The sequence below is a fragment of the Neorhodopirellula pilleata genome (assembly GCF_007859915.1).
Taxonomy (GTDB): Bacteria; Planctomycetota; Planctomycetia; order Pirellulales; family Pirellulaceae; genus Rhodopirellula; species Rhodopirellula pilleata.
Genome location: NZ_SJPM01000001.1, coordinates 263,588 through 289,419, shown reverse-complemented (window position 1 = coordinate 289,419; position 25,832 = coordinate 263,588). Strand labels below are relative to the sequence as shown.

At 56.2% G+C, this 25,832-nt stretch carries 7 protein-coding genes; 6 read left to right on the top strand and 1 reads right to left on the bottom strand.

What is annotated here, in order from left to right:
• Nucleotides 1-481: 481 nt before the first annotated feature.
• The 6 genes from Pla100_RS00825 to Pla100_RS00800 all read left to right on the top strand — a co-directional run bounded on the left by Pla100_RS00825 (nucleotide 482) and on the right by Pla100_RS00800 (nucleotide 24,609).
• Nucleotides 482-17,389, top strand: coding sequence for a pre-peptidase C-terminal domain-containing protein (locus Pla100_RS00825; protein ID WP_146575809.1), 16,908 nt, complete (start codon nucleotides 482-484; stop codon nucleotides 17,387-17,389).
• Between the two features lie 196 nt (nucleotides 17,390-17,585).
• Nucleotides 17,586-20,006 (top strand): dockerin type I domain-containing protein, encoded by a 2,421-nt coding sequence (locus Pla100_RS31420; protein ID WP_231602520.1) that lies wholly within the window; start codon nucleotides 17,586-17,588, stop codon nucleotides 20,004-20,006.
• Nucleotides 20,007-20,102: 96 nt separating this feature from the next.
• On the top strand, nucleotides 20,103-20,567 hold the full coding sequence (locus Pla100_RS00815; RefSeq protein WP_146575808.1) for a flagellar hook assembly protein FlgD: 465 nt from the start codon (nucleotides 20,103-20,105) through the stop codon (nucleotides 20,565-20,567).
• Between the two features lie 102 nt (nucleotides 20,568-20,669).
• Nucleotides 20,670-23,108: a flagellar hook-basal body complex protein gene (locus tag Pla100_RS00810; protein WP_146575807.1), complete on the top strand. Its 2,439-nt coding sequence runs from the start codon at nucleotides 20,670-20,672 to the stop codon at nucleotides 23,106-23,108.
• Between the two features lie 8 nt (nucleotides 23,109-23,116).
• Nucleotides 23,117-24,148, top strand: coding sequence for a DUF1109 domain-containing protein (locus Pla100_RS00805; protein ID WP_146575806.1), 1,032 nt, complete (start codon nucleotides 23,117-23,119; stop codon nucleotides 24,146-24,148).
• Between the two features lie 116 nt (nucleotides 24,149-24,264).
• Nucleotides 24,265-24,609, top strand: a complete 345-nt coding sequence (locus tag Pla100_RS00800; RefSeq protein ID WP_231602519.1) for a WYL domain-containing protein — start codon at nucleotides 24,265-24,267, stop codon at nucleotides 24,607-24,609.
• Nucleotides 24,610-24,615: 6 nt separating this feature from the next.
• Here the strand turns inward: Pla100_RS00800 and Pla100_RS00795 are convergent, their stop codons facing one another.
• Nucleotides 24,616-25,830 carry a hypothetical protein gene (locus tag Pla100_RS00795; RefSeq protein ID WP_146575805.1) on the bottom strand — a complete coding sequence of 405 codons (1,215 nt, stop codon included), beginning with the start codon at nucleotides 25,828-25,830 and terminating at the stop codon, nucleotides 24,616-24,618.
• Between the last annotated feature and the right edge of the window lie 2 nt (nucleotides 25,831-25,832).

Below are 25,832 nucleotides of genomic sequence, written 5' to 3'. Positions count from 1 at the left end.
GCCGGGTGAAGCACCGTAACTCTTGCGATTCCGGCAGCGACGAGCCTTCTTCAATCCACCCAAACTGCCCCTCTAATTGGTGGCGGGTGGTCTTTCGGACGCCCGGGGAAGCTCAACCGACATGGCCGGTTATCCCGGCTTTGCGGAACTTTTCCCAAATTGCCGACGTCCAACCGCACCGACGCCCGTCCCAATGGAGCAATCGTTTCAAACGGACTGATTGTGCGTAAACCCTGCGTAGAACGCGTTTTTCGTTGCGTTGCAGGGCTCCCTAACTAAACTCACTCACTGCGACCTGGCCCAAACTGCGCCATCTTCGCAGCTTATCCAGACTGGTGTTTGGCTCGAATTTCTTTCCGTCCACAGCGGTCAGCATGACGGGCGGGCACTCGAACGCTTCTCTCCCCTTGAATTACAGCTTCCCGACGCCAAACCACGACCACTTCGGTTTTGCAGCAGCGACGGCATGACGAGGCCACTGATGACGATCGGTAAACCGGGCAAATTTCTCTCAGGTCGCACTCTTCGCGAATCGCTTTCCCAACACTGGGGCGGCCGTCGCAAGCGTGATCGGCGTGGCATTTCCACGTCGGCAAAAACGCGACGAGCGAACATTGAACGACGCTTGCAAACACAATCCCTTGAAGCCCGGCAGTTGCTCGCCGGTCCCGAGTTAGTCGGGATTCAGCCTAACAATGGGCAGTTGATTCAAGGTGGTACATCGATCGAGTCGGCACCTTTGTTCGGCACCCGGATATTGCAAACGGCACCGAACGAGTTGTTGTTTCAGTTCGACGATCATTCGGCGATCGACCCGGCCACTTTGCTCAATCCAATCACCCCACAAGACGATTCGATCCGTCCGTTGGGATTATCGATCACGCGAGCGGGCGCCGACGGAGCGTTCGAAACCGCAACGGCGATCACGGATTTGGGTACCAGCGGAAACACGCAGGTATCCAAACGTGTGGAAGTCGAGTTTCGCGCCGCGACGAATCTACCTGGTGTGGTCGGCAACGGCACTCAAGTTTTCATCGAGCGATACACGCCCCCGACTTCGGTTGATCCGGTCATTCGTTTTCAGCCTGTCTTCATTTTGGCCGCTGATCCGGATGCCAAGGTTGTTCGAATCGGTCTGAATACGTTGTCGCCGCGTCCTGCGGATGTACGCGACCTCACTTTGGCGGTGAATAATTCGCCGTCTGCATCGCAGGTCATTCGTGTTGACCAAATTTCCGGTGATGCTCAAACGACGATCTTAAGCACGTTGCCCGCCGGCGGATTGGCCTTGACCCTTGATGGTGCCAATACGGCCCGCGTGGTGACCGACTTGCAGTTGGGACAAACCACTTCGCTGGAGATCGCCGCGAAGCAATCTGGTGCCGCCGGAACGAATTTGCGAGTCGTGTTGACGTCCCAAAACTTTGGCGGCGCGACCGCGCCGTTGATCAACATCAGCAATCAAACGATCAACGTTCGGCTCAATTCGGCTCCGGGGTTCCAAACCACCGTCGGCCAACTCGTGACGGCGCTCAACAGCAATCCCACGGTCGCCAACCTAGTCACGGCGACACTCCGCCGCGGCAATCCGAATGATTTAATCGGTGGACGACTGACTCCAACGCCTGGTAGCACCGGATTGGTGTTGCCGCTTACCGGTGCGAGTGACACCGTTGTCACGCCGGGCTTCGTCGGTTTGGGCGATCGTCCCAACGAGGTGGTCTTCCGATTCGCAGAGCCGTTGCCCCAAGACACATACCAAATCGAGATCTACGGTACCGGTGACCGCGCCCTTCGCAACACGAACGACGAAGCGTTCAACGGTGGCGAAGACTTCGCCGTGCAGTTTGAAATCAACACGCCCCCACGAGTGTTGGCGGTTGTTCCCGAACCGGTGCGGAAGGACAACACGGGTCGCTTGATTAGCGAACCCAATGTGGTCGAGGTGTATTTTACCGGCGACGTCACGACCAGTGGTGCGGGGTCGGTCTTAAACGCGGCCTATTATGACGCGATCTACACTCGCGACACCGTCACGCCCAACGATGACGGACCGAACCGGGACGGACGGGCGGTTTCACCGATCGCGGTGGAATTGATTCCTGGTCGAAGCGATGCGGTTCGCGTGATTTTCGAATCTCCGTTTGCTCGTCTACCTGATCCGACCAATGCGGGTTCGTTCGTGCCCGGCGCGGTTCGATTGCGTGTCGGCAATGACAGCTTGCTGCCAAACCAATTGGCTCCGCAAAACGTGACGCCCTCGGCGGTGGTCAACGAAGCCGGCGATAGCATTTTCGCCGACGGCGATCAGACCGGTCCGTATGTCATCGGTGGGTTCAACGGAATCGATACGTCTCGAGCGACCGGCATTCGCCTAACAGGCGGACGGATTGAAAACACCGCAGCGACTCAGGGAAATGTGTTCCAGTATCCTGGCGGAACGGATTATCCAGGCGTCCGCGACATTCGTCCGGATGATCCGACTCGGGATTTACGAGCGGTGCCGCTAGGCATTTGGAATCAAGCGGGTGATCAAGTCGATGGTATCCAAACCATCTACTACAACTTCCCCGATGAGTGGCGTGGGGACGACCTCAACACACAAACCGTCGACCTCGACCAAGTTTATACCAGCTCAATCACGGAACAGCAGCGTCAGCGTGTTCGTGAGGTTGCCGCGTTGTTCAGCGAGTACCTCGGTGTTCAATTCATCGAGGTCGGACAAGACGCAGCCGCTGCCATTTCAGGCCCCGATTTTGCGGGGGCACCTGGCCCTGTCTATAGCATCGCGGTCGGATCGCTGGAAGGCGCCAACGACGGGACCATCGTTGGTTTGCAGAGCGGAGCAGGCGGTATCACGGTCGCCACTCGCGGGTTAGATCTTCAGGGCGACACGTTTCTTGGATCGACCGATCTCTCCGATAGCCCGAACCGTTTGTTAGTTTTGGACGGTCAAGATTTCGATCAGAGTACCGATGACTTCACCGGAGGCGAATTCTTCCGTGGTGCGTTCTTGGGAATCGGCCAGCTACTAGGATACGGTTATGCCGATCACTTGCCTCAGCCGATTACCCAATCGGCAAGTGGTGTGCTCGATCCATTCCGTCCGGTGCAAGATGTGGTACCAGCCACCACCGACGGATTGCTTCCGTCCAACGAGTCGTTGTTCCCGAGCCCGGCCGACATTGTCAACGGTCAGTTCCTCTATCGCCCCGAGAGCAATGACATTGACCTGTATGAGTTCACGCTAGCGAACGCAGGCACGATCAACATCTCGACCATTGCGGAACGTTTGGGTACGTCGAGCCAACTCGACACGATGTTGCGTTTGTACCGAATCGAAGACGGCAAGCCGATCGAAATCGCCGCCAATGACGATTACTTTAGCAACGACTCGCTTATCGAGTTGAGCGTTCAGCCGGGCCGTTATGTCGTCGGCGTGAGCGCCTCCGGCAACGACAAGTACGATCCGATCGTCAGTGGTACGGGAAGTGGTGGTGTTACCCAAGGCGATTATGAACTGGCCCTTTCGTTTACACCGACCTCAGCCGATAGTATCACCGACAGCAGTGGATTAACGCTTGACGGTGACTCCGACGGACAAGCCGGCGGTGTGTTCCAGTACTGGTTCGAGCCGAACGATCCGAATACGACTTTGTACGTCGACAACACGATCGGATCGGACACAGGTAACGGCAACATTGTATTGCCGTATCGCACCCTCAACGCGGCCTTCCAATCGGTAGAAACCCGCCGCAATAGCACCAACCCCGTGAAGGTTGTCCGGGTGGTCGGCGAGGGCACCTACCGCATCGGCACCAACCAGAGCGGCGGCAACCTGACGGCCGGCGAAGTTCGCACGGTCGAAGTCCCCAAAGGCGTGAACTTAGTTCTAGATGCGGGCGTGAGATTTGAAATGTCGGGCAACCGCATCGGCGTGGGTAGCACCACCGTCGGAGTGGACCGTAGTGGCGCGACGATTCAGGTTCTCGGTACGCCGGATAATCCTGTCGAGTTGGTCGGAATCGGACAAAGCACCCCGGGCACGTGGGGTGGTATCGACATTCGTGGTGACATCGATTTTAAAGACGACAGCCGCGAAAATCTCGAGAACAATGGAATCTTCCTCAACCATATCCAGTACGCCAACATTCAAGGCGGTGGCGGACGCGTCTCGGTCGACGGCGTCTCCCGCGTCGTCTCGCCGATCGAATTGGCGCAAACACGCGCGACGATTCTCAACAACACGATCATGCGATCTGCCGACGCCGCCATTGCGGCCACGCCCGATACGTTCTTGGAAACCCGGTTCGATGAATCGCGTTTCCAAACCGAAGATGGAACCAACGAGTTCTTTACCAGCGACTTCGTTCGGGTCGGACCTCACGTTCGTGGTAATACGGTCATCGACAACACCTACAACGGAATGATGATCCGTATCGAAACCCCAGCGGGCGGTTCGTTGGAAACGCTCAACGTGAATGCGAGGTTTGATGATACAGATATTGTTCACATTCTGAACGAGAACTTGTTGATCGAAGGCACGCCGGGCGGAGCATCGGCGATGACGGATCGTCCCAGCGTCGCCAATGTCACGACGCTGCCGCGGGTGAACACGGTGGCAACTCGATTCGGTAACGTGCCTCAAGGGCAATACGGATATCGAATGACGTTCGTCACGTCAGATGGTTTTGAAACGGTCGCGAGCCTCCCCATCGGATCGGTAACCCTGTCTGCGACCGGTTCGATCACGTTGGGCAATTTGCCAACCGTTTCAACGCAAGCCGGTTTCACCGGTCGTCGCTTATATCGCGCTCCGGTCATCGGAACGAATTTGGACGGCACCCCGATTTACGGCGACTTCCTCCGTGTGGCTCGCCTGAATCCTTCGACGACGACATTCATCGACACGCAATTGGCCGGTACGACACGGATCGCTGACAACTTGATCGGTGACAACTCATTGGCATTCACGGGACGATTAGACCCAGGCCTCACGATTGATCCCGGCACGATCATCAAACTAGATGATGCTCGAATCGACGTCACGTTTGGCGCTCGTCTGTTCGCCGAGGGAACGGAGCAAGAACGCATCGTCTTCACCAGCTTGAATGATCGCCGATTCGGAACCGGCGGCACGTTCAATACCAACGGTCAATTCCAGGATTCGACCGCAGGTGCGCAAACCTCGTTCAACGCGGGCGATTGGTCGGGAATCTATCTCGGCTTTGGTGCCGATGGTTCCTTCGACCATACCGTCTTTGCCGGTGGTGGTGGTACATCGCAAGTCGAAGGCGGATTTGCCAGCTTCAATGTCATTGAGGCTCATCAAAGCGAGCTGCGAGTTGCCAATTCGCGGTTTGAAAACAATGCCGACGGACGTCGGTTCCTCAATGATAGCGGGAACGACCTTAACAACCCTGACGATCCACGGGAACAACGTGTTAACCGAGTGAACAACGCCTCGGGAACGGTATTCGTACGCGGATCCCAGCCGACGATCTTGAATAACACATTCGTTGATGGTCAGGGCCCCACGTTGAGCTTTGATGTTAACAGCTTCACGTGGCAAGAGGTTACCGATCCGGGACGCTCGACCGGACCGATCGACAACCTCACCGTCCGCGGAAACAGTGGCCCGTTGATTCAGGGCAACGAAATTGCTGGCGGTTTAGCCGGTGTTGAAGTACGCGGCGGTGCCGTCGCGACGGAAGTCGTTTGGGACGACACCGATATCGTCCATATCGTTCGGGATCAAATTACCGTTCCCAACCAGCACATCTACGGCGGATTGCGATTGGAATCCGACGCCCGCGGTTCGCTTGTCGTCAAGTTCGATACGCTCGGTGATGTTCCTGAGCAAACGCTCTTTGTGACGACCGCCAACGGTGCGGTCGCTCCTGGCGGTCTACCGGTTCCTGGTGACGTTGGCTTTATTTTCATTGACTCCCTCGATGCGCCGGGGACGGTGGAGTTCATCGACCCTGTGGACGTCGATTTTGACGTAGTCATTGGCGATGACTTTATCGAATTGACCATTACGGAAGCCGTTGCGGGGACCTTCGCAACGGGTGTGTTCAATGGATTTCAGTTGAGTCCCGCCTTCGATCTTGGTGCGTTTGATAACTTTAGCCTTGATCGCTTTGGCACCACACTGTCCGGCTTCAGTTCGGATTTGTTGACCCTGATCAATGGTTCGCTCTTCATCAATGTTGCTGGTTTGGACTACCAACCCGGCGATACGATTCGAATCAATACCGACATCATTTTCCCGGAAGTGGAAATTCCTTTCCAGCCCGATGCTCTGCTTCGCCGCAGTGCTGGGATCGTGGTCGGTGGGAATTCCTATACGGCTGAGAATGAATTCGTCGGAATCGCCGATCGGATCGGTGGCAGTTTGCAGGTCATCGGTCAACCGGATTTCCCGGTCGTGCTGACCTCCTTAGCCGACGACGCGGTTGGTGCCGGATTCACGCCTGACGGTCGTGCGAACGTGGATACCAACTCCAATGGAATTCGTACGTCTCGATCGGCCGCCAACGCGAATCTGGCGGGCGAGTGGGAGGGGATCGTCATTCGTGAAGCGGCTTCGGATTCCAACGCGTCGATCACCTCGGAGAACGAACCGAGTAACGTCGGCAATAGCGACACCAATTCGATCGCCAGCCGTTCGCAATTCCTTGGTGAGATCGCACCTGACCGCAAATCGGGCGACGAAAACCGGCGACTCGGCTTGATCGTCGATGGCGAAGTGAGCAGTCCGTCCGACGTGGACGTTTATTCGTTCGTCGCCGAGGCGGGTACGCAGGTATGGTTGGACATCGACCGAACCGACATGAGTTTGGATACGGTCATTGAACTGGTCAATTCGAACGGACAAACGATCGTTCTCTCGGATGATGCATTCCGCGAAGCGGCTGCGATCGAAGAACTGCTTTCGATCGATGCCGCCAATACTGACCCGGCCGTCATCGCTCGGCGCACCGAATTGTTGCAATTGATCAACTCACGTACCGGACGTGGCGCGCAAGCGATCGACTCCGGAGCGATCTTCGGATTGGCCACCGGCCAACTCGATGCCGGTGCCGGACTGGTACCGTTCCAAGATCAGTACTCGACCAACTCACGTGACGCGGGAATGAGAGTCATTCTTCCGGGCGTACAAGGCGTTCGGACCGTGTACCATGTGCGAGTTCGCAGCGCCATTACGCCGGCATCGAAAGCGAGTCTTACCAGCGATAACAAGAATCGCATGATCGTCGGTGACACGTCCAACGTGATCGACAACGAAGAGACTCTTCGCAATATGACCGGTGGTTTGCGTCTCGGGGCCACACAAGGGTCCTATCAGTTGCAAATCCGTATCGAAGAATCTGACGTGTTTGCAGGCACCCAGATTCGCTACAGCGATGTCTTGTACGCCCGCAACGGTGTGCAAGTCGTCGGCGGTCCACTGCAAAGCCCGTTGTCGGGCGAAGCCTATGAGAACAACACCGATCGCGACGGCGATGCCACCACCAGCAACAATACGCTTGCCGGCGCCCAACGGTTGGGACTATACGACACCCAGTTTGTTAATGGCGCAACGCTTCCCGCCAACTTGACCATCAATCCAGACGGTTCACTGACGGTGGCTCGCAATGGAGTCGATGTTGCGTTGGATAATCCGGCCGGTCCGTTGGGAAGTGATCGTTTGGCAACGAACATATCCGGTTTCATCGACGGGACCGATGACGTCGATTGGTACGAGTTTGAGATCAACTATTCTCAGTTGACCCGCGATGGCGCGGCGATGTACTTGGCAACCGTATTCGACCTAGATTACACCGATGGTTTGGGGCGTGCCGACCTTGCTCTCCACGTGTTCAATGCCGCCGGCGAGTTGGTTTTGATCGGGGGTGACTCGAACATTGCCGACGATCTATCGTTGCCGGGAACCGGCGGTGCGAGTGATTTGTCACGCGGCTCATTCGGCAGTGCTGACCCGTTCATCGGATCGGCTGAATTGCCCGAGGGTACTTATTTCGTCGCGGTATCGAATCAAGGACAAGTTCCGGTCGTCTTGGATCAGTTCAATAACCGCAACGCGACCAACCCATTGATTCGTTTGGAACCGATTGACAGCACCCGCCGGATCGCCGAGGAAGGATTCACAAACCTCGGGATCCCGACCAGTTACACCCAGGTCGCGCAAGGACCGATTACGCCGGTCTTGTTTGATCAGAACTCGATTATCGATTACTCGCTCGATGACGTTTTCTTGTACGTCAACTCAGGATCGAACCTGTTCCTGGTCAATCCGTTTACCGGCACCCAGTACGTGAACCTAGGTGATTTCGACGGACAAGAAGTCCGAGATGTGGCCTTCACGGCCAACGGCGAATTATTCGCTTACACACAATACGATGGCCAAGCCGCCGACGATTCTTGGAGCTATGTCCGTCTCAATACGGTCACCGGCGCGATCGACCAGGTGATTAGTGACGGGGCTGGGATTTCGACGTTCAATGATCAGAACTTCGAGGCACCTCCGGCTCAACAGATCTTGGACCAAGCCAGCGATGTCGGATTGTCGGTCGAAGCGATGACGATCCGATCGCGTTTGGGTATTGAAACCGGGTTCTTCGTCGGCAATCGTCCCGGCGGCGCGTCGGCGGCGGGGCTCGAATACAACACGAACATTCTGTATGCCTTTGATGAGCAAACTGGTTTGGCGACCGGCCCCAACTTCAATTTGACGTTGGCCAATGCTGGTGCGGGAACGGACGTAAGAGAAATCGGGCAGATCGACACGACTGCGCCTCAAGACGCCAACGGTAATCCGACCAACGTCGCCAACGTGTTGGGTCTGAGTGACGCCACCGAGCTTGGCCTCAATGGCCAAGCCGTTCCTCGAATCTTTGATGGGGACACGTTCACGCTATTCGACGGGACGTCGACGGTCACGTTTGAGTTCAACCAAGGCTTCACGCTGATTTCAACTGACCCAGCCAGTATCCTCAATGGAACCTTGGTTCGTGTGACTCCTCCAGGGGCACCGCCGGTCACGTTCGAGCTGACCAATAGCGCCCCTAGTTCAGCCTCCAACATTGTCGTTCCGATCGATCGGACGGGCGATGCGACGAGCTTCGCTCAAACGCTAGCGACGATCATTCAGGGACGTGGAATCGCCGTTTCATCTGAAGGCACTCAGTTGGCGATGCCGACTGCGACGCTCGTCGAACTGATCTCGCCAACGCTCACACCGGTAACCGGTCTGACACTTTCGGGTGGAGGAGCCGTGACGCCGGGTAATTCGGAGGTGAAATTGTTCCCGACCGATACCGCCGATGTAATCGCACAGCGAATCGTCCAGGCGGTGGCTCAAGAGAACAACGCCGGGCGTCTTGCGAACGTCAACGCGACCGCTCGCGGACGCAGCGTCTTGTTCACCGCGTTGGTTCAGCAAGTGACCTCCCAAGGCACAGCGTTGCGGGCCGGCGGGCAGCCCAACGGTGGGCTCATTACAGGACTTGAGATTGTCGGAACGAGCCTCTTCGCGATTTCGAATACCGGCGGTTTGTACCGCGTGGATGCATCGAGCATCGCGGCATTGGGCAGCAATAACAATGTCGGCATCTATGTCGATACCGCAACGGACCTTCTGGGGATTCAATTTACCGGTCTGCGTGCCGGACCGAACAGTGTTGAGGGAGGACGTTTTGCTAACTTGCTCTTCGCGACCGCTACGAACGGTCGACTTTACGCATTCAATACCGCTGGTGAATTACAGAACATTTTTGCCGGCGGTCAGTCGTCCGTTCCGACGGGCATCTTCAATGCTCAAGGCCTCGACTTTGCTACGCTCGACTATAACCTATGGCACGTAACGGGCGCGCGAGGCGGCGATGCTGGACACGGGATCAACGAAGCCTTTCATGGTGCACGGCCTCAACAATCCGATGGTATCGGTACCAGTGGTAATAACTCGTTGGTGTTCAACTACACCACGGGCGCGTTCAATGGAAACTACGCCTTCGGCGAGGCTCCCGTGCGTGGATTCAACAACGGCTTGCCGACGAATCCGAGACTCGATGGTCAGGGAGTTCAGAGCACGTACAACTTCCCCGGCGGTGCTCGTGGGACGGTGCAGTCCAATGAGTTTTCGTTGGCCGGGTATTCGCCGGCGGACATGCCGACGATGTACTTCAACTACTTCCTCAATACCGATGGTGTTGATGACGATAGCGCATTCACGAACCCTGACAACGATCTTTTCCAGGAAGACCGCGACACGTTGCGAGTCTACGTCATTGATGCCAACGGCGTCGAGCACTTGGTCGCGACCAACAACGAAGCCCGCGGGCCCGCGAATCAACTCGGTGTCGACGATGAATTTGATGATCCGACTACTGGAATCTATGCCGACAACATCGACGTCGATGTTCAACAACTCTACGACAATACCGGAACATGGCGTCAAGCCCGAGTTCCCCTCGGCGTTTTTGCCGGTCAAGCGGGCTTGGCACTGCGAATCGAATTCTCGACCGCAGGAACGACGATCACGAACACCGGCGAGATACGCGCCGTCGCGGCCGCCGAACTGACCGAGAACGATACGTTCGTTATCGGAGGCGAAACGTTCTCGATCGATTTGGCACCAGCCATCGTGTTCCCTTCGGGACGTTCGTTAGCGGACCTTTATGCCAACCCCAATGAGTTGGCTTCGTTCCGTGTCGACGGCCAGGACTACTATCTCAACGACGGCACTCGGACCGCTTTGGCCGAAGCGACGCTGAACAATCCGATCTCGATCGACTTGCCGAGTCCCTTGGCGACCTTGACGTCCGGCGATATCGCCAATGCCGTTGCGGATGCGTTTGATCGCGATCTTGCCTTGTCGCGAGTCGTCCCCTCGGGAACCGAAATCGATTTGTTCTATCAGGACAATCCTGTCCCGGTCGGTACCGACCCGCAGTTCTTCTACAACCAAAATCCAGAACTTCTCTCTTCTGTTTACCTCAACGGCATCGAGTACGTCTTCATTGACGAAGATACCGATCGTCAAGGCTTGACATTGCCGTTCAACACGCAGTTACAGGCGCCGCGAGTTCCGGTTGATTTGATTCTTGGGTACGCGTTTCTTAACCCAGACGAAGATCCGCTGGAGGACATTTCAACGCTAACCATCGACGATGTTGCCGAAATTCTCGCTTTGTTCAGCGGCGAACTGGATTTCAATGAACCCGAAACGACCATCGAGTACGGGCAGCTTGTCCCATCGGGCGACGTTCTTGACACTCTGTATGCCGATCCGACGGCGCTGTTTGTCGTCACGATCGATGGAGTCGAATATGCGTTGTTGGATAACAATCGAAACGCGACCGGAAGCCAAGTCCCCGTCGCACTGGGTAGCGACCTAACCAACGCGGACATCGGCGGCGCGTTGCAAGACGCCGTGGAAGCGAACACAAATGTCGCTATACCGGAATTCCGTCGGATTAGCCAGTTTAACTTCAGTGATCGTTCCGATCCGGTAGATCCTTTCGGCAACCCGAACGCGAGTGGAAATACCAACCGAAATGACTTGGTTTTCCAAGCGACTCCGCTGCCCTACACCGGTGGTAGCCTTGTGATCGAAGGACGCGGGACCATCGGTACATTCGGGGCGGTTTCGGTGACCGACCGGGGTGACGTGGATTTGCTTTCGGTCCGTGTTGCTGCGGGCACTGAGATCGTCGTGTCTGTCAATGCCGATCAACCTGGTGTCGACAATGCGGTTCGATTCTTTGATTCCGATGGTGCCGAATTGGTGTCACCGACCGGCGGTCCACTCGCGGTGACCAACGACGCTCGTGGCACGATTACTTTGACCGCACCACAAGACGGTCTCTATTTCATTGGCGTGAGTGGACCGGAGAACGCCACCTACGATCCGAGGATTGAAGGCACCACCGATGCGGCTCAAGTCGGCGGCTATGCGTTGACCATTGCCATCGAGTCGCCATTGAATATCCAAGCGACCCAGTCTTTGGTCGAGTTTATCGGCGTTGAGACGTTGGATGTTCCGACCAACAGCATTCTCGATCGACGTGGCATCGCCGCGCCGGCAGGAGTTCCGGTAACGGTCGGTCGCAATGCGACGGCGACCGAAGTGGCGATCGCGGTTCAACAAGCCGTGGCCAATCGCTTTTATGAGGGTGATATCTCGTTGGTACCGCGGGCCGGATCGGCACTGCGATTGCCCGGGTTGATTAACGCCAACGATCCCCTAGGGCCTTTCGTCTCCACGTCAGAGCGTTTTGGTGATCAGTTTGGCGGCGATTTCCGAGGTGGTGCCGCCGACAATGCGACCGAAGGCGCTTACATCGACGATATCATCATCGGGTTCGCCGAACGTGGCGAATTGGTAACCGGTTCCGATCCGATCGATCCCAATGCCGCGTTTGTCGATTTCGGCGATACCGCACTGACCTCGCCGGATGAAACCCGCCGATTGACCGATACAGGCTCGTATCAGTTAGAGATCCGAGACGCGTCGGAATACGTCGCATCCGGCGCCGTCCTTTTGAACAATTCGCTCAATTTGGATGCCCGTTTCCGTACTTTCGATACGAATGATCGTCTTACCGATGAAGGCGTTTCTTTGACGGCACGTTCGGCGTCCGAGATCGTGGATGGTTCGACGTTCATTCTTGCCGGCCAGAACCAGCGTTTGACATTCGAGTTTGACATCGAGAACGGCGACGGAACGAGTAACGGGATTGTTAGCAATGCGAATCGGATTGCAGTTCGTTTGCCCGCCGAAGCGACCGCAGAACAAGTTGCCGATCTCTTAATCGCTCGCATCAATGCACCCGACGTTCGCCCGATCTTAGGTATTATCGCCACGCGTTCGAACCTGACTCGCGTTAACACTCCAATCGATGTACCTGATCGCAATCTCATCCTGATCGGTGCGGACAGTTTCCGAACCAGTGGCACGGGTGCCACGGCGTTTGAATCGACCTCCGACGGTGGATTGCGAGGCGACTCCAATCGCGATCGTGACGAGCAAGGCGTGATCATGATCGAGAGCAGCCGGATCATTTACAGCGAAAACAGCGGCGTGCAGATCGTTCGCAATGCCGCAGGCAATGTCATTTCTCAAGACGTCGGCGACGCGACCCCGAACATCTTGGCGTACCCACGCAACTTTGCGGAATTGAACACCGAGAATTTCCTGCCCGGCGTTGTGGTGAGAAACAATACGTTTGCGTTCAATCAAGAGGTCGGCATCGACATCGTTGGATTGGAAAATGGAGGATCGGCCACCAACAATCCTGTTGGCTTCGATCGCCTGATTAACAACACCCTGATCGGTGGTACCGTCACTCAAACGCAGAGCCTTGGCTCGCAAGTTTTCGGGGCGACCTTCTTCCCGATGGGAAGTGTTTCATTCGCCGATAGTGTGGTGGTCGAATCGGTTTCCTTCGGAGACGATGCGGAGACTTCATTCCGTGATCTCGAAGCTGCGTTAGGGTCACCGGATTGTCATGGCATTGCGGCGACGGATCCGGATAACGGACTGTTTACACTTTCGCTCGGTTCGGGCGGATCGGCCACGTTCGTATTCAACGACAACTTGTTGACTGGCAGTTCGTCCAATCCGTCTTCGTTGATCGGCGTGGGCGACGGCATTGCCGACTTGATCATCTTCGAGTCGGGTATCCCCGAACGAGTGCGTGTCGAAGTCAGTCGTGACAACGTCACGTTTTTCCAAGTCGGCGAGATCTTTGGTCTGGACAACACCATCGATTTGGACGCTTTCGGTTTCGGCTTAAACGATCGTTTCTCTTACGTCCGGTTGACCGATTTGTCGCCTGCCGGTTCTTTCAACTTCGGTCCCGGCGGGGCGGATATTGATGCCATCGGTGCCCTTTCAACCATTCTGCGAGACGCATTCACGCCAGGTCAGATAGGGATTCGTGTTGAAGACAACGCGGCACCGACGTTGCTCAACAATGTGATCAGTAATTTTGAAACGGGTATCGCCATCCCGCCGGTTCCGCCGATCGGATCGGGCCTTGTCGATTTCAGTAGCGTTCAAACGGTGATCGGATCAACGACGTTCTATCGAAACCTGCAGCCTTCTCTGATCAACGGAGTGAATGGGTTTGGCGTCCGCGCCGATTTCCTGGACGATCAGGATCAAGTATTTGTCGATCCGGTCAATTTGGTGTTCACTCCTCAGTCGCGAACGCCCATTATCGATAGTGGCCGAACTTCCATCGAAGAACGAGGATCGCTATCGGACCTACGTCAATCGCTCGGACTTCTTGACAGCCCGATTCTTGCTCCACGCTTGGATCAAAACGGTCAAACTCGCCTCGACGACCCAACGTTTGACTCTCGATTCGGATCCGGAGGGACCGCGTTCGTCGACCGCGGTGCGGAAGAGCGAGCAGACCAGACGGGCCCCAGGTTCGTGCTCGTCTCGCCACGGGCTCAGGACTTGATCTTCGACAATGATCAAGACGGCTTCGGTCGATCGATCACCGTGGGTGCGATCGCGGAACCATTTGAAATTCAATTGATCGACGGGATCCGTCCGGCCGATCCTGGAACCGGGGTGGGGATCAACGATTCCACCGTGACGAGCGAAAACTTGGTGTTGACACGAATCATCGGAAGTGGCGTCGGAGCCAAGATCGAGGTCCTCCAAGAGGGTCGAGACTATCGTTTCGCTTATGAACCCGCCGACAACTTGATTCGTTTGACGCCGATTGCGGGAATTTGGACGACCGATTCGGTTTACACGATCGAGTTCCTCGGAGGTCAAAGCCCGAGCGTGGATGGATACACTGCGGTTCTCCAAGGTCGACCGGGAACCAGTTACGGTGATGGGCAAAAGAACTTCGTCGATGATCAGATTTTGGAGACGGAACTCGGGATTCAGTTGACGGTTCTGCGAGATGCTCTGACTCAAACCGATTTGCTCACCGGGCAACAGGTCTCCGTTCTCAACGGACAGACCATTACCATTTTCGATGGCGTGAACCCTGAGGTCACGTTCGAGTTCGTCACCGATTTGACGACCGTCATTGACGCCAATGAACAACTGCCGTTCTCTGGTAACTATGCGGTCCAACTACCATCAACAGCAACGCCGCAATTGATCACTCGCTTGCTAGCACGCGAGATCAACCGTATCGCCGCACTGGGCGTTCTCGATATCGAAGCGATTCACTTCGATGAACCCGCTGCCGGCCAACCTGGTCGAATGCAGTTGCTCGGCGCGAGCACCAGTCCGTCGGATGCGTTTGTTTCGTTCGAACCCGACAGCATCTTCCGTCAAGTCAATCAAGAACTGGATGTTCAATTGTTGGTGGAAACGACTCTGGGCCCCAACGGAGAACGCTTGACGAATTATGACGGGCAACAGATCACTGTCTTTGACGGTAATGAAGAGATCTTGTTTGAATTTGACAGCGACGGCGTGACGACGGTATTTGGTCCAGACATCAACGGTGTGATATTGAATATCTTACCGGAGTCTTCGCCGCGTGAATTGGTGCAAGCGTTGTTGGCTGGAATTCAAGCTAACAACTTAGATGTGGCTGCCTTCGGTGCGTCCGGTGTCTTCCGAATTCGTGGTAACAACGGGCCGATTTCGGTGACATCGCCGACCGGCGCGGTGCTCGTAACGGGCAACAGCGCCATCGGTGTCGCACCTGGATTTGGTTTGCAAATCCCGGTGATCGACGGGGAACTCTCGCCGGCCGTCCAAGACGGACAATCGTTTACGATCGGCCGTGGCTTGGGCACGCCCGTCACGTTCGAACTCGACTTCGATTCGATACCATTGAATTTGGATGCTCGACTGATCAGCCTGCCGGGCGGCGGTTTCGGAAATACCACACCGGATCAACTTGCCGATGCGATCGCTCAAGCAGTCAATCTCGTCTTCCCATCGCTGGCAGCCGCCAACGCAGGTAACGGACGAGTGACTCTTGGAAACGAAGACGACATCCAGCTCAACACGGCTGGTACGATCTTGACCCAGATCGGTTCTCCGGGCGATGGTCCGTCGACGCCTGTGGTCATTCGTTACAACGACGACGCCAATGTCGTCGCTGCGGCGTTTGCCGATGCCGCCATCGCTGCGGGTATCGACGCGACGCTTATCGACGATCGGGTTCTGTTGCGAACGGCGACCACGCCGCAGGGTGATGCCGTGGTGACTAACTTCATCGCGGATAAAGCAGGCAATCGTCTGCAACCGGGTAGTGATCGTGTCGGATCGCGGGTCGAGATTCTAGTCGGTGATTTGTTCGATTACGGCGATGCGTTTGATCCTTACAACACCACGTTGCAAGACGGTGGCCCACGTCACCAAATTGTTGACGACTTGTATTTGGGTACTGGCGTTACGGCCGACGTCAACGGCGTCAACGATGATGCCGACAACGATGACGGTGTGATTCAATTGGGAACCTTGCGTCCGGGTTTCGGAACTCAGTTCCAAGTCGACATCAACCGGATCGCGGGTACCAACAATCATGTATCGGCTTCGCAACCGTTCTACTTTGACGCTTGGTTCGATTGGAACGGAGACGGTTCCTTTGGTGCGAACGAAGTGACCCGCTTCGGATCATTCGGATCCGGTTTGCGGGTCGTCAGTGATTCGTCGATCAACACGATCGTGATCGATGTGCCTTCGACCGCGAGCCTCGGCGATGTTCAAGGTCGTTTCCGGTTGAGCTACGAGGCAAACTTGGGTCCTGACGGGATGGCAAGTGCGGGCGAAGTCGAAGACTACCAGTACACCATCACCAACAACCCGTTCCAAAGTTCACGGCAGAATGAGGACGTCAATGATAGCGGAGCGGTCACGCCGTTGGATGCGTTGTTGATCATCAACATGCTCAACGCGAACGGCGGATCGATCGATCTGACCAATATTCCTGTCGGCTTGGTTTTACCGCCGTTCCCCGATGTCGACGGCAACGGAACGATCAACGCGATCGACGCGTTGCGGGTAATCAACTACCTCAACACGACGACGTCCCCGGGCGTCGATCCGACGAATCCCGCCGGTGAACCGATGGCGGCCGGAGAGCCGTTGGATACCAGTGAATCCATCGTGGCGTCGGTCTATCAATCCGTCGGCAATGGCGTCATGGCGTCACCGTCGACGATCATCTTCGACCCCACCCGCAATGTCGCGTCTGCGTCGGAACGATCGGTGATCGTCCCCGAGCCCGTGATGGCGGTTCCGGCAAGCAAGACGAGTGTCTTCGATTCGCCGGTGTCGATGCAGATTGATGCGATCGTCGATTCGCTTGTTCAGGACCGTCAAGACGCACAATCAGCAGAATCCGACGAGGGAACCTCCGCGATTGATGAGATTTTCGCATCCATGGGATAGAATTCGAAGAAAGCGAATCAGACTGATAGACCTAGCCGATCCACCCTAATCGTAGGCGGAGTCGCAAGAATTCGGTTGTCGATGCGAAAGCAACTGAACTCCTGCCAATCCAGCTGCCGGTTGGGGGGAACTCGATGGCCGGTTGCCGCGTCTTAATGATCTCTTCGCTCCTTCGTCCTCATCCGTGATTCCGCCTGTGCGATTCCGTCGTCAACAACGCGAACTTGCTTCCCGCGATCGGCGTCGCCGTTTGACGATCCAATCGCTGGAAGATCGCCGCGTGATGGCGGCGAGTTTGGGGATTCCCACCGGAGCGTTGCCGACCGATACGGGGGAGTTCCTGCTCGGCCGCGTTGCCGTGACGCCCATTTTCCTGGAATCGGATGGCTCGATCGACACGGAAAGTCAAAACTGGACCACCCAAGAGATCGAGGATGTCTTGGAAAAGGTCACCCGAGGGGTGAATTGGTGGACCGAGGCGCTGGACCAACTCGGTTCCGTTCACACGCTTGAATTCGTCGTCGACGACACTTATGCCCGCAATCCGGTCGAGATCGGATACGAACCGATCGACCGTCCCAGCGACGACTATGATGAATACGTCGGCGACTTTTTAGATTTCGTCGGCATTAGTTCGTCGCACACGCTGCAAAGCGGGATGCTCGCGTTCAACCATGCCCAGCGAGAACGTTTGGGTACGGATTGGGCGTTTTCGATTTTGATTGCAGATTCGTCCGACGACGCCGACGGATTCTTTCCGTCCAACGGCTCGTTCCGTGGTGCATTTGCGTTCGCAGGTGGCCAATTCTTTGTGACCACCTCGACGCGTCCGATCAGCACCTTCACCCACGAGATGGGGCATATTTTTTGGGGCATGGATGAATACGCCGGTGGCGGCACCTATCATTCCAGTCGCGGATACTACGACACCCCCAACGAAAACGCCTACGACAATCCGACGGTCGGTTTTGTTCAGCAAGATTCGATCATGGCCGATTTCAATCGGTTGGTTGCAGCGTACGCTTCGCACGAGTCGCCCGCATCGACGTTCGCGCAGCTTGGTTGGCAAGACTCCGACGGCGACGGGATCTTCGACGTTCTCGACGTGCCCTTGTCATTGGAGGGCACTGGCGTTCTTGATGACACGACAGGGCAATTTCATTTGATCGCCGAGGCTTCCGTCAACACGCTGCCCAACCGCAATTCGTCGGGCTCTCAAAGCGACATCACACTCAATCGAGTCAGTCGATTAGAGATGTCGATCGACGGGGGCGATTGGCAAGTGGTGGCGGAGCCGAACACACCAATCGCTTCGTTCGATTTATTGATCGATGTTCCGGAGTCTTTTGCGGCAATCGACTTTCGCGTCATCGACGCGCCAACTGGAGTGACGAGCCCAGTGTTGTCGGCGACCATGACAACGCCGCTTATGAATGCGTCACCGTTGGTCGGGTTCAATTACATCGACAACGATCGCAACGGTGTTCGTTCGGCCGGGGAACCGTTACTCGAGAGTACCGTCATCGATGTCAAACAGGTCGGAGGTGGGGATCTTCCCAATGGTGAACTTCGTGCCGATAGCTTGCCGATGCAATCCGATCTGACGACGTTCAATGGCATCACACTTCGAGGCAAGACGCCTGCGGCGGACGAGATGTTGCAGGTCCGCAACTATGGCGGTGGCGGCGGGCAACCGTTGTTCCACGTTTATGATCGTCAGATGATGTTCTATACGCCGATCATGAACAATCGGCTGCGATTCGAAGCGGTCTTTGATGAACCTACCAGCTACGTCGAAGTTGATGTTGTGGCCCTGGGCGGAGTCGCCTCTTACGGTCGCGTCGACGCGTTCGATGCCGACGGCAATTTAGTCGGTCGCGTGACCACGGACGTTCGCAATCACCCCACCGGCAGTTTGTCCGTTGGCGAACAGCACACGCTTGTGCTTCATGACCAACTCAACCGCATCGCCTCGATCGAAGTTTACGGTCACGACGAAACCGTGATCGGTACGCGAGCGATTCGTTATGGAGTGCCGCCCAGTTTCTCGACGGATCAATTCGGTGCGTTTTCGTTGGCGGGTCTGCCCGACGGCCAATACGAGATCACCGCAACCCCTTCGGACCCCGGCTACTTGATTGAGCCACAGACGGTGACCGTCTCCTCCGGCGAAATCGTCGGCGGCGTCAGCGGTTTTCAAGCTCGTCCGGTCTTCAGCCCGCGATTCAATCAAACGCAAGCTGAGGACGTCAACGGGGACAATGTCGTCACCGCCGTGGATGCGTTGCAAATCATCAACGACTTGAATCTCAACGGCTCGCGACCTCTCGCGTGGGATGATGCCGACGGGGCGATGGTCGACGTCACCAACGACGGCGTGGTGACGGCACTCGACGCATTGCGAGTGATTAACCGATTGAACGCCCAAGACGCGGGTGGATCGAGCGGCGGGCAAGCCCAAAGCGAGCCGCTCGCGGTTGACGCCGAGGATGACGAGCGGAAAGTGTTGACCGATTCGACTCCATCGACGACGATCGATGAAGTATTCTCGCAAACCCAGAAATGGGTGGCCGCCCCGGGTGACGCGTTCGATGACGGCGGCATTCGCTTCACATGAGCACGGTTGTTTTGCCGTAGCGGAGAGCGGGGCGGTTTTGATAACGGAAACGACGGATTTAGTCCGTTTCGTCCTTTCCGTTCATAGGTTTGTCGTATGTCGGCCATCAACAACCCCGCAAGCACCGCGGCGGCTACGAATTTTTCTTCCGCCGAACGATCCGGTCGAATCACCGGTTCGGGAACCAATGAAGGCTATAACTCATTGGGAACGGACGATTTTCTGAAACTCCTTGTTCAAGAATTGCAGAACCAAGATCCACTCAACCCGATGGACAACTCGGAAATGGTTCAGCAGATCGGCCAGATCCGTGAAATCGGTGCGACCGATGAACTCAGCAACGCGTTGACAAGCCTGTCCAACAATCAACAGCTCGTGACGGCCAGCGGCTTGATCGGGCGCAAGGTTCAGGGACTCGCCAATGATCAATCGAACATCGACGGAGTCGTCGAACGGGTATCGGTTGAAACGAATGATGAAAATGATGTGCGTTCGGTCAAAGTTCACGTGGGTGGGAAGACGATGAATATCGAGAACATCCGAAATATTCAGACTGAATAGGTTGCGCCGATAGTAGGACGTGTGTTTCACGCGTCGGGCGTTTTACTGAAAGGTCGTTTGGATACCTCCCCCCCAAACTGAACTGTGTAAGGAACGACGCCCATGGGTTTGCAATCCGCACTGACGACGGCGCTGACCGGACTGGCCGCTGCCGAAACGCAAATTGACGTCATTGGAAACAACCTCGCCAACTCTCAAACCGTCGGGTTCAAGTCATCCGACGTTGTGTTCGCGACTCAGTTCTTGCAAACCCTATCGCTCGGTGCAGGACCGTCGCAAAACAACGGCGGTACCAACCCGCGCCAGATCGGCTTGGGCGTTCAGGTCGCCGAGATCGCCGCCAACCACAACCAGGGCACGATCGAGATCAGCAGCAGCAGCAGCGACCTAGCGATTCAAGGCGAAGGCTTTTTCCAGGTCGAAGCCAACGACGGCGAACGCCTCTATACCCGCAACGGTATCTTCAAACTCAACAGCAACGCGGAACTCGTCAACGCGACCGGCCAGCGTTTGCTCGGCTATGGTGTCGACGACAAATTTCAATTGCAAACGTCCCAGTTAACGCCTTTGACCGTACCTCTGGGGACCAAAACAGTCGCCAAGGCGACCGAGAACGTTTCGTTCGAAGGAACCTTGACGCCCGAAGGTGATATCGCCTCGGCAGGACAGGTGATCGAAAGTTTGCATTTAGGCGATCGCCAAGTGCCTCGGCCCGATGCGACCGGGGTCAACATCGAGTCGGCTCCTCAAACCAATGCGTCCACCACAACCGCGACTCCCGGCGGAGCCGGTTCGCTCGCAGCAGGAGCCTATCAGTATCGATTTGCGTTGGTCGACGCCAACGGAAACGAATCGACCCCGTCCAATACGGTGTCGGCTACGGTTGGACCGGGCGGTAGCATTTCGCTGGCCAACCTGCCCAACGATCCCACCGGTGGGACCTACCCCTCCGTCAACATCTATCGGACCGGGCCCGGTGGCAGCGATTTCTTTCTACTCGGAAATGCACCGGCCGGGGGGACGTTTGCCGACAACGGCACAACTCCCTTATCGGCGACTGAACTGGATGCCGAAAACCTGACCGGCAACTACACGTACATGATCACGTATTTCAAATCCGGTGATCCAGAGAGTCGTCCGAGTGAATTCCTCGGTCCCAAAAGTGTGGTCAATGGACGGATCACACTCGAGGGATTTCCCACGCCGCCCACACCACCGCCGGGCGGAGGTTTTCCGGCGTATGATGAAATTCGCATCTACCGCAACCTCGCCGGCGACCAAAACAACTTTTATTTGGTCGCTAGCGTCGATCCAGGCGACACATTCACCGATTCTCGTTCCGATGCTGAAATCTCAGATCTAACCGACACCGCCAACGGAATTTTGAACTTGGACGGCCCCTCGGTGAACAGCAACACGTTGTTGACCGATGTACTTCGTCGCGACGGCGTGACCTATGACAGCATGTTTCGTCTTGGAACGTTGTCGTACACCGGACGTAAAGGCGAGCGGACCTTGGGGACCAAGGAACTCGATATTACGGCGACATCGACGGTGCAGGATTTCCTCGATTTCATTGCCGATGCGTCAGGGATCCAGGCGTTTCAGGTCGATTCTCAAAACCCGATTCCCAATTCGGACAACAATATTCTTGGTGAAGTAGGGACATTAACGCCAGGCGCTTACCTCCAAAACGGACGTATCCGTGTGGTATCCAACAATGGCGAGTCGAACGCAGTCGACATTGATCTATCATCGTTTCGTTTGCAGGATGAAACCGGCACGGTCACAACACCCAACTTGGCGTTCGGTGTCAAGCAGGAGGCGATCGGCCAAAGCGCCGCGACCGACTTCGTGGTTTATGATTCGCTCGGTGTTCCGATCAACGTTCGCGTGACGACGGCGCTTGAAAGTCGCACCGACGAAGCCACCATCTATCGTTGGTACGCCGACAGTCCCAATAACTCCGTGCCCGGTCGTGACGACATCGCCGTCGGCACGGGACTGATTCGTTTCGACGGTAACGGTAACTTCGTGACGGCGACCGAAGAAACGATCTCGATCAATCGGTTAGGAGTGCCCAGCGTCACGCCACTGCAATTCGAAATGGACTTCTCGCTCGTGTCCGGTTTGGCGACGCCCGAAGCCACTTTGGCGGCGACACGTCAGGACGGTAGCGAACCGGGCGTGCTCAACAGTTTCATCGTCGGTGAGGACGGAACGGTTCGAGGCGTGTTCAGCAACGGGATCTCCCGTGACCTAGGACAATTGCAACTCGCTCGTTTTGCCAACCCTGCCGGTTTGGAAGCTCGGGGTTTGAACCTCTACGCCGAAGGCGTCAACACCGGCTTGCCGGTGACCGGAAGCCCAGGCCAAAACGGCATCGGCACCGTCATCGGTGGAGCGTTGGAATTATCCAACACGGACATCGGAAATGACTTGGTCGAATTGGTTCTGGCGAGCACCCAGTATCGAGGAAACAGCCGAGTGATCACGACGACACAACAATTGATCGACGAACTGCTGAATCTGCGTCGATAGGTGGCGCGTTGACTTCATCGATCGACGACCCTGAACAAAACGAAGATACTCCGGACGATATTTCATCCGTCGAGCCCGGTCAGCCGATCGCTTGGCTAGCACTCGTCGGGTTCGTTTTAGCCGCTGCGGTGTTGCTCATTCCGATTCCTCTTCAGGGGCGGGTTGCCGAAGCGGTCGGGGATCTCGCTCACGCGCCGCTTTTCGGTGGATTCACGGTGTCGATCCTATTGCTGTGGCATCGCGTCCGGCCTCTGCACCATTTCGGTCGCGATTGGCTCGGGCGAATCGCGTTGGTGGCGCTGTGTGTCTTCATCGCCGGCATCTTGGTCGAGTTGACACAGTCGTTGACCGGCCGCAAAGCGGCATTCCACGATGTCGTCGCCAACGGGATCGGAATTCTCGCTGCCGCTTCGTTATGCATTGGCTTGCTCAACCATTTACACCGACCCGAACACCGACCCTTGACGATTGCCATGATCGTGTTGACGGTGGTTTTGGGCGTTGCGTCGACGGTGGCTCCCCTGCGAATATTGCGGGACGTTTGGGAGGTCCACCGAGCGTATCCGGTAATCAATTCATTCGAATCACCTAACGACGTCAAGCGTTGGTATTTGGACGATTGCTCCGTACAACGGGTCCAATCGAACGTCACCGAAGGCGAGTACGCCATGCGGTGGCTGATTCAAGATGCCGAGCATCCGGCGATTACCCTGATCGAAACAGCGAGCGATTGGTCCGACGCCGCTTCGCTGGAACTGGACGTCACGCTCGATCCGAGCTATCCGGAGGACGTGTCGGTTTTCGTCAAAGTGATCGATTACGAACATACGGACTATCACCACGACGTTTGCCGCAAAGAGTTTCGAATCGAGCCGGGCCGAACGCAACATCTCACGGTCAGCCGCCAGGAAATGATCGAGGGACCGGATTCCCGGAAACTGGATTTGACGCGAATCAAATTTGTCAGTTTGGTGTGCTACCGACCGGGAAAAGACACCTGGATCGACGTCGACGCCATTCGGGTCGAACTCAGGCGATAAATTCCCTCGGGCCCAGTGACCAAACGTGTCCGCGCCGTTGCGATGATGGTTAGCAGAGTCACGGGGCGAAGTGAATGCCGCGTGACGAAGCCCTTCCCGCTGTCACCACGAAGATCATGTCCACGACCACTTTGACTCTCGATGCACCTTTGGCCAGCATTTCCTTGCCCGCACGCTCGACCCGCCAACCCAAATCACCATTGCAAATCCTGCGAACGGCGATGCTCGATAGCGACGCGTGGGTGGTCGAAATGGACTACCGCGATTCCAAGGGAAAACGGACCCGCCGCACGATCAGTCCGATCCGCTTCGCCGCCGCCGATCGCGTACTGGGATTGTGCCTTTGCCGAGAAGAACCTCGCCAGTTTCATCTTTCCCGGTGCGAAAACTTCCGGTTGATCCCCGCCGACGAAGTCATCATGCCCGTTGAGATGGTGGATTTGCCCACTTCGCAAGCGTGAGCCGCTTCACGGCGACGCAATCGATCGCAAGGTCCGTGGGCGAACCATCAAGAAAGCCGGTTCTAGAAACCCCGGCGGAGGATCTAAGTTGAGATCATCGAGTTTCTCGATCGTCGTATGAGTTTGAACGGTACAGGCGTTGGCGATGATGCATCCGCGCATCCGAATCGGAGTGTTATCGAGGCGATTGACCATTTGGATGTTGTCACTGGTGTAATACAGACCTGACAGGACACTGCGTTCGTCACCGACCTCGCCACGCCAATTGACCACCTCGATCGGAGCGTCGGTGATGATCGATACCTTCGTCGCCGGGTCTCCCAACATCACGTTGCCCTCGCGTAAGATCACTTTCGATGCGTTTTCAATCACCAGGGTTGCTTCAACATGACAATTCTCAACCACAAAATCTTTATTGTTGAGCGTGATGTGATAAACCGGTCCGGCAACTCCGAACGGATTTTGGGTCGACGTCAAAACGAGATCCATGAGCCGGCGTTGGGATTGATGAACGCTCAACGCGTTTTGTGGAATGACCACCGCCCCTTGTGAATACAGGTCAATCAAATCGAATGTTGGCAATGGTTCGTCGTCTTGGACTTGATCTCCGTCAATCGTCCCGGAGGCTTCATCGGCATAAATCGCATAGGGAACATAGATGCGGCTCCCCGTGTCTGCCCGAACATCGTCGCCCGCAACGACTCCACGAACGCAGCTCAACCTAGCCCCGTTTTCGACTCGTAAGTCGTCGTCGCAGACGATCGCATGTTGAAGCACCGACAACGGTTGCGTTTCAACTTCCAGAGTGGCTTGGATCGCTGCTTCGGCGCGGCCGACGGTCGCGTGAATACTAATCTCGACCGGGTCAACGGGATTGTCATGCAGATCACCGTCGGGATCGTTCCAACGATGACGCACCTGGCCCAGCCCGCCCGCCATCCACGTTTGTCCGGACCGCCATCCCGTGAAAACGTTATTGGTTTGTCCGGTTCGCCAATCCGTCTGCGTTCTCGACATCGCAAGTTGTCGCTGTAGTTCGTCATGGGCCAGAGCCATGGCGGCATGGTGATCTCGCGTATCGATCTGCATTTGCCGACGTGAAGTGCTCACCACCAACGTCGACGCCACGACGGCGCTGACGATCAACGTCGTTATTAGCACGGCGACATAAACGTAGCCAGAGCGACGATGCGTGTTGAGCGAACGGATTTTAATCTGCATCC

Coding starts and splice junctions, on each gene's coding strand:
- Pla100_RS00825 (WP_146575809.1), top strand. CDS start 482: ATGACGATCGGTAAACCGGGCAAATTTCTCTCAGGTCGCACTCTTCGC.
- Pla100_RS00815 (WP_146575808.1), top strand. CDS start 20,103: ATGTCGGCCATCAACAACCCCGCAAGCACCGCGGCGGCTACGAATTTT.
- Pla100_RS00810 (WP_146575807.1), top strand. CDS start 20,670: ATGGGTTTGCAATCCGCACTGACGACGGCGCTGACCGGACTGGCCGCT.
- Pla100_RS00800 (WP_231602519.1), top strand. CDS start 24,265: ATGTCCACGACCACTTTGACTCTCGATGCACCTTTGGCCAGCATTTCC.
- Pla100_RS00795 (WP_146575805.1), bottom strand. CDS start 25,830: ATGCAGATTAAAATCCGTTCGCTCAACACGCATCGTCGCTCTGGCTAC.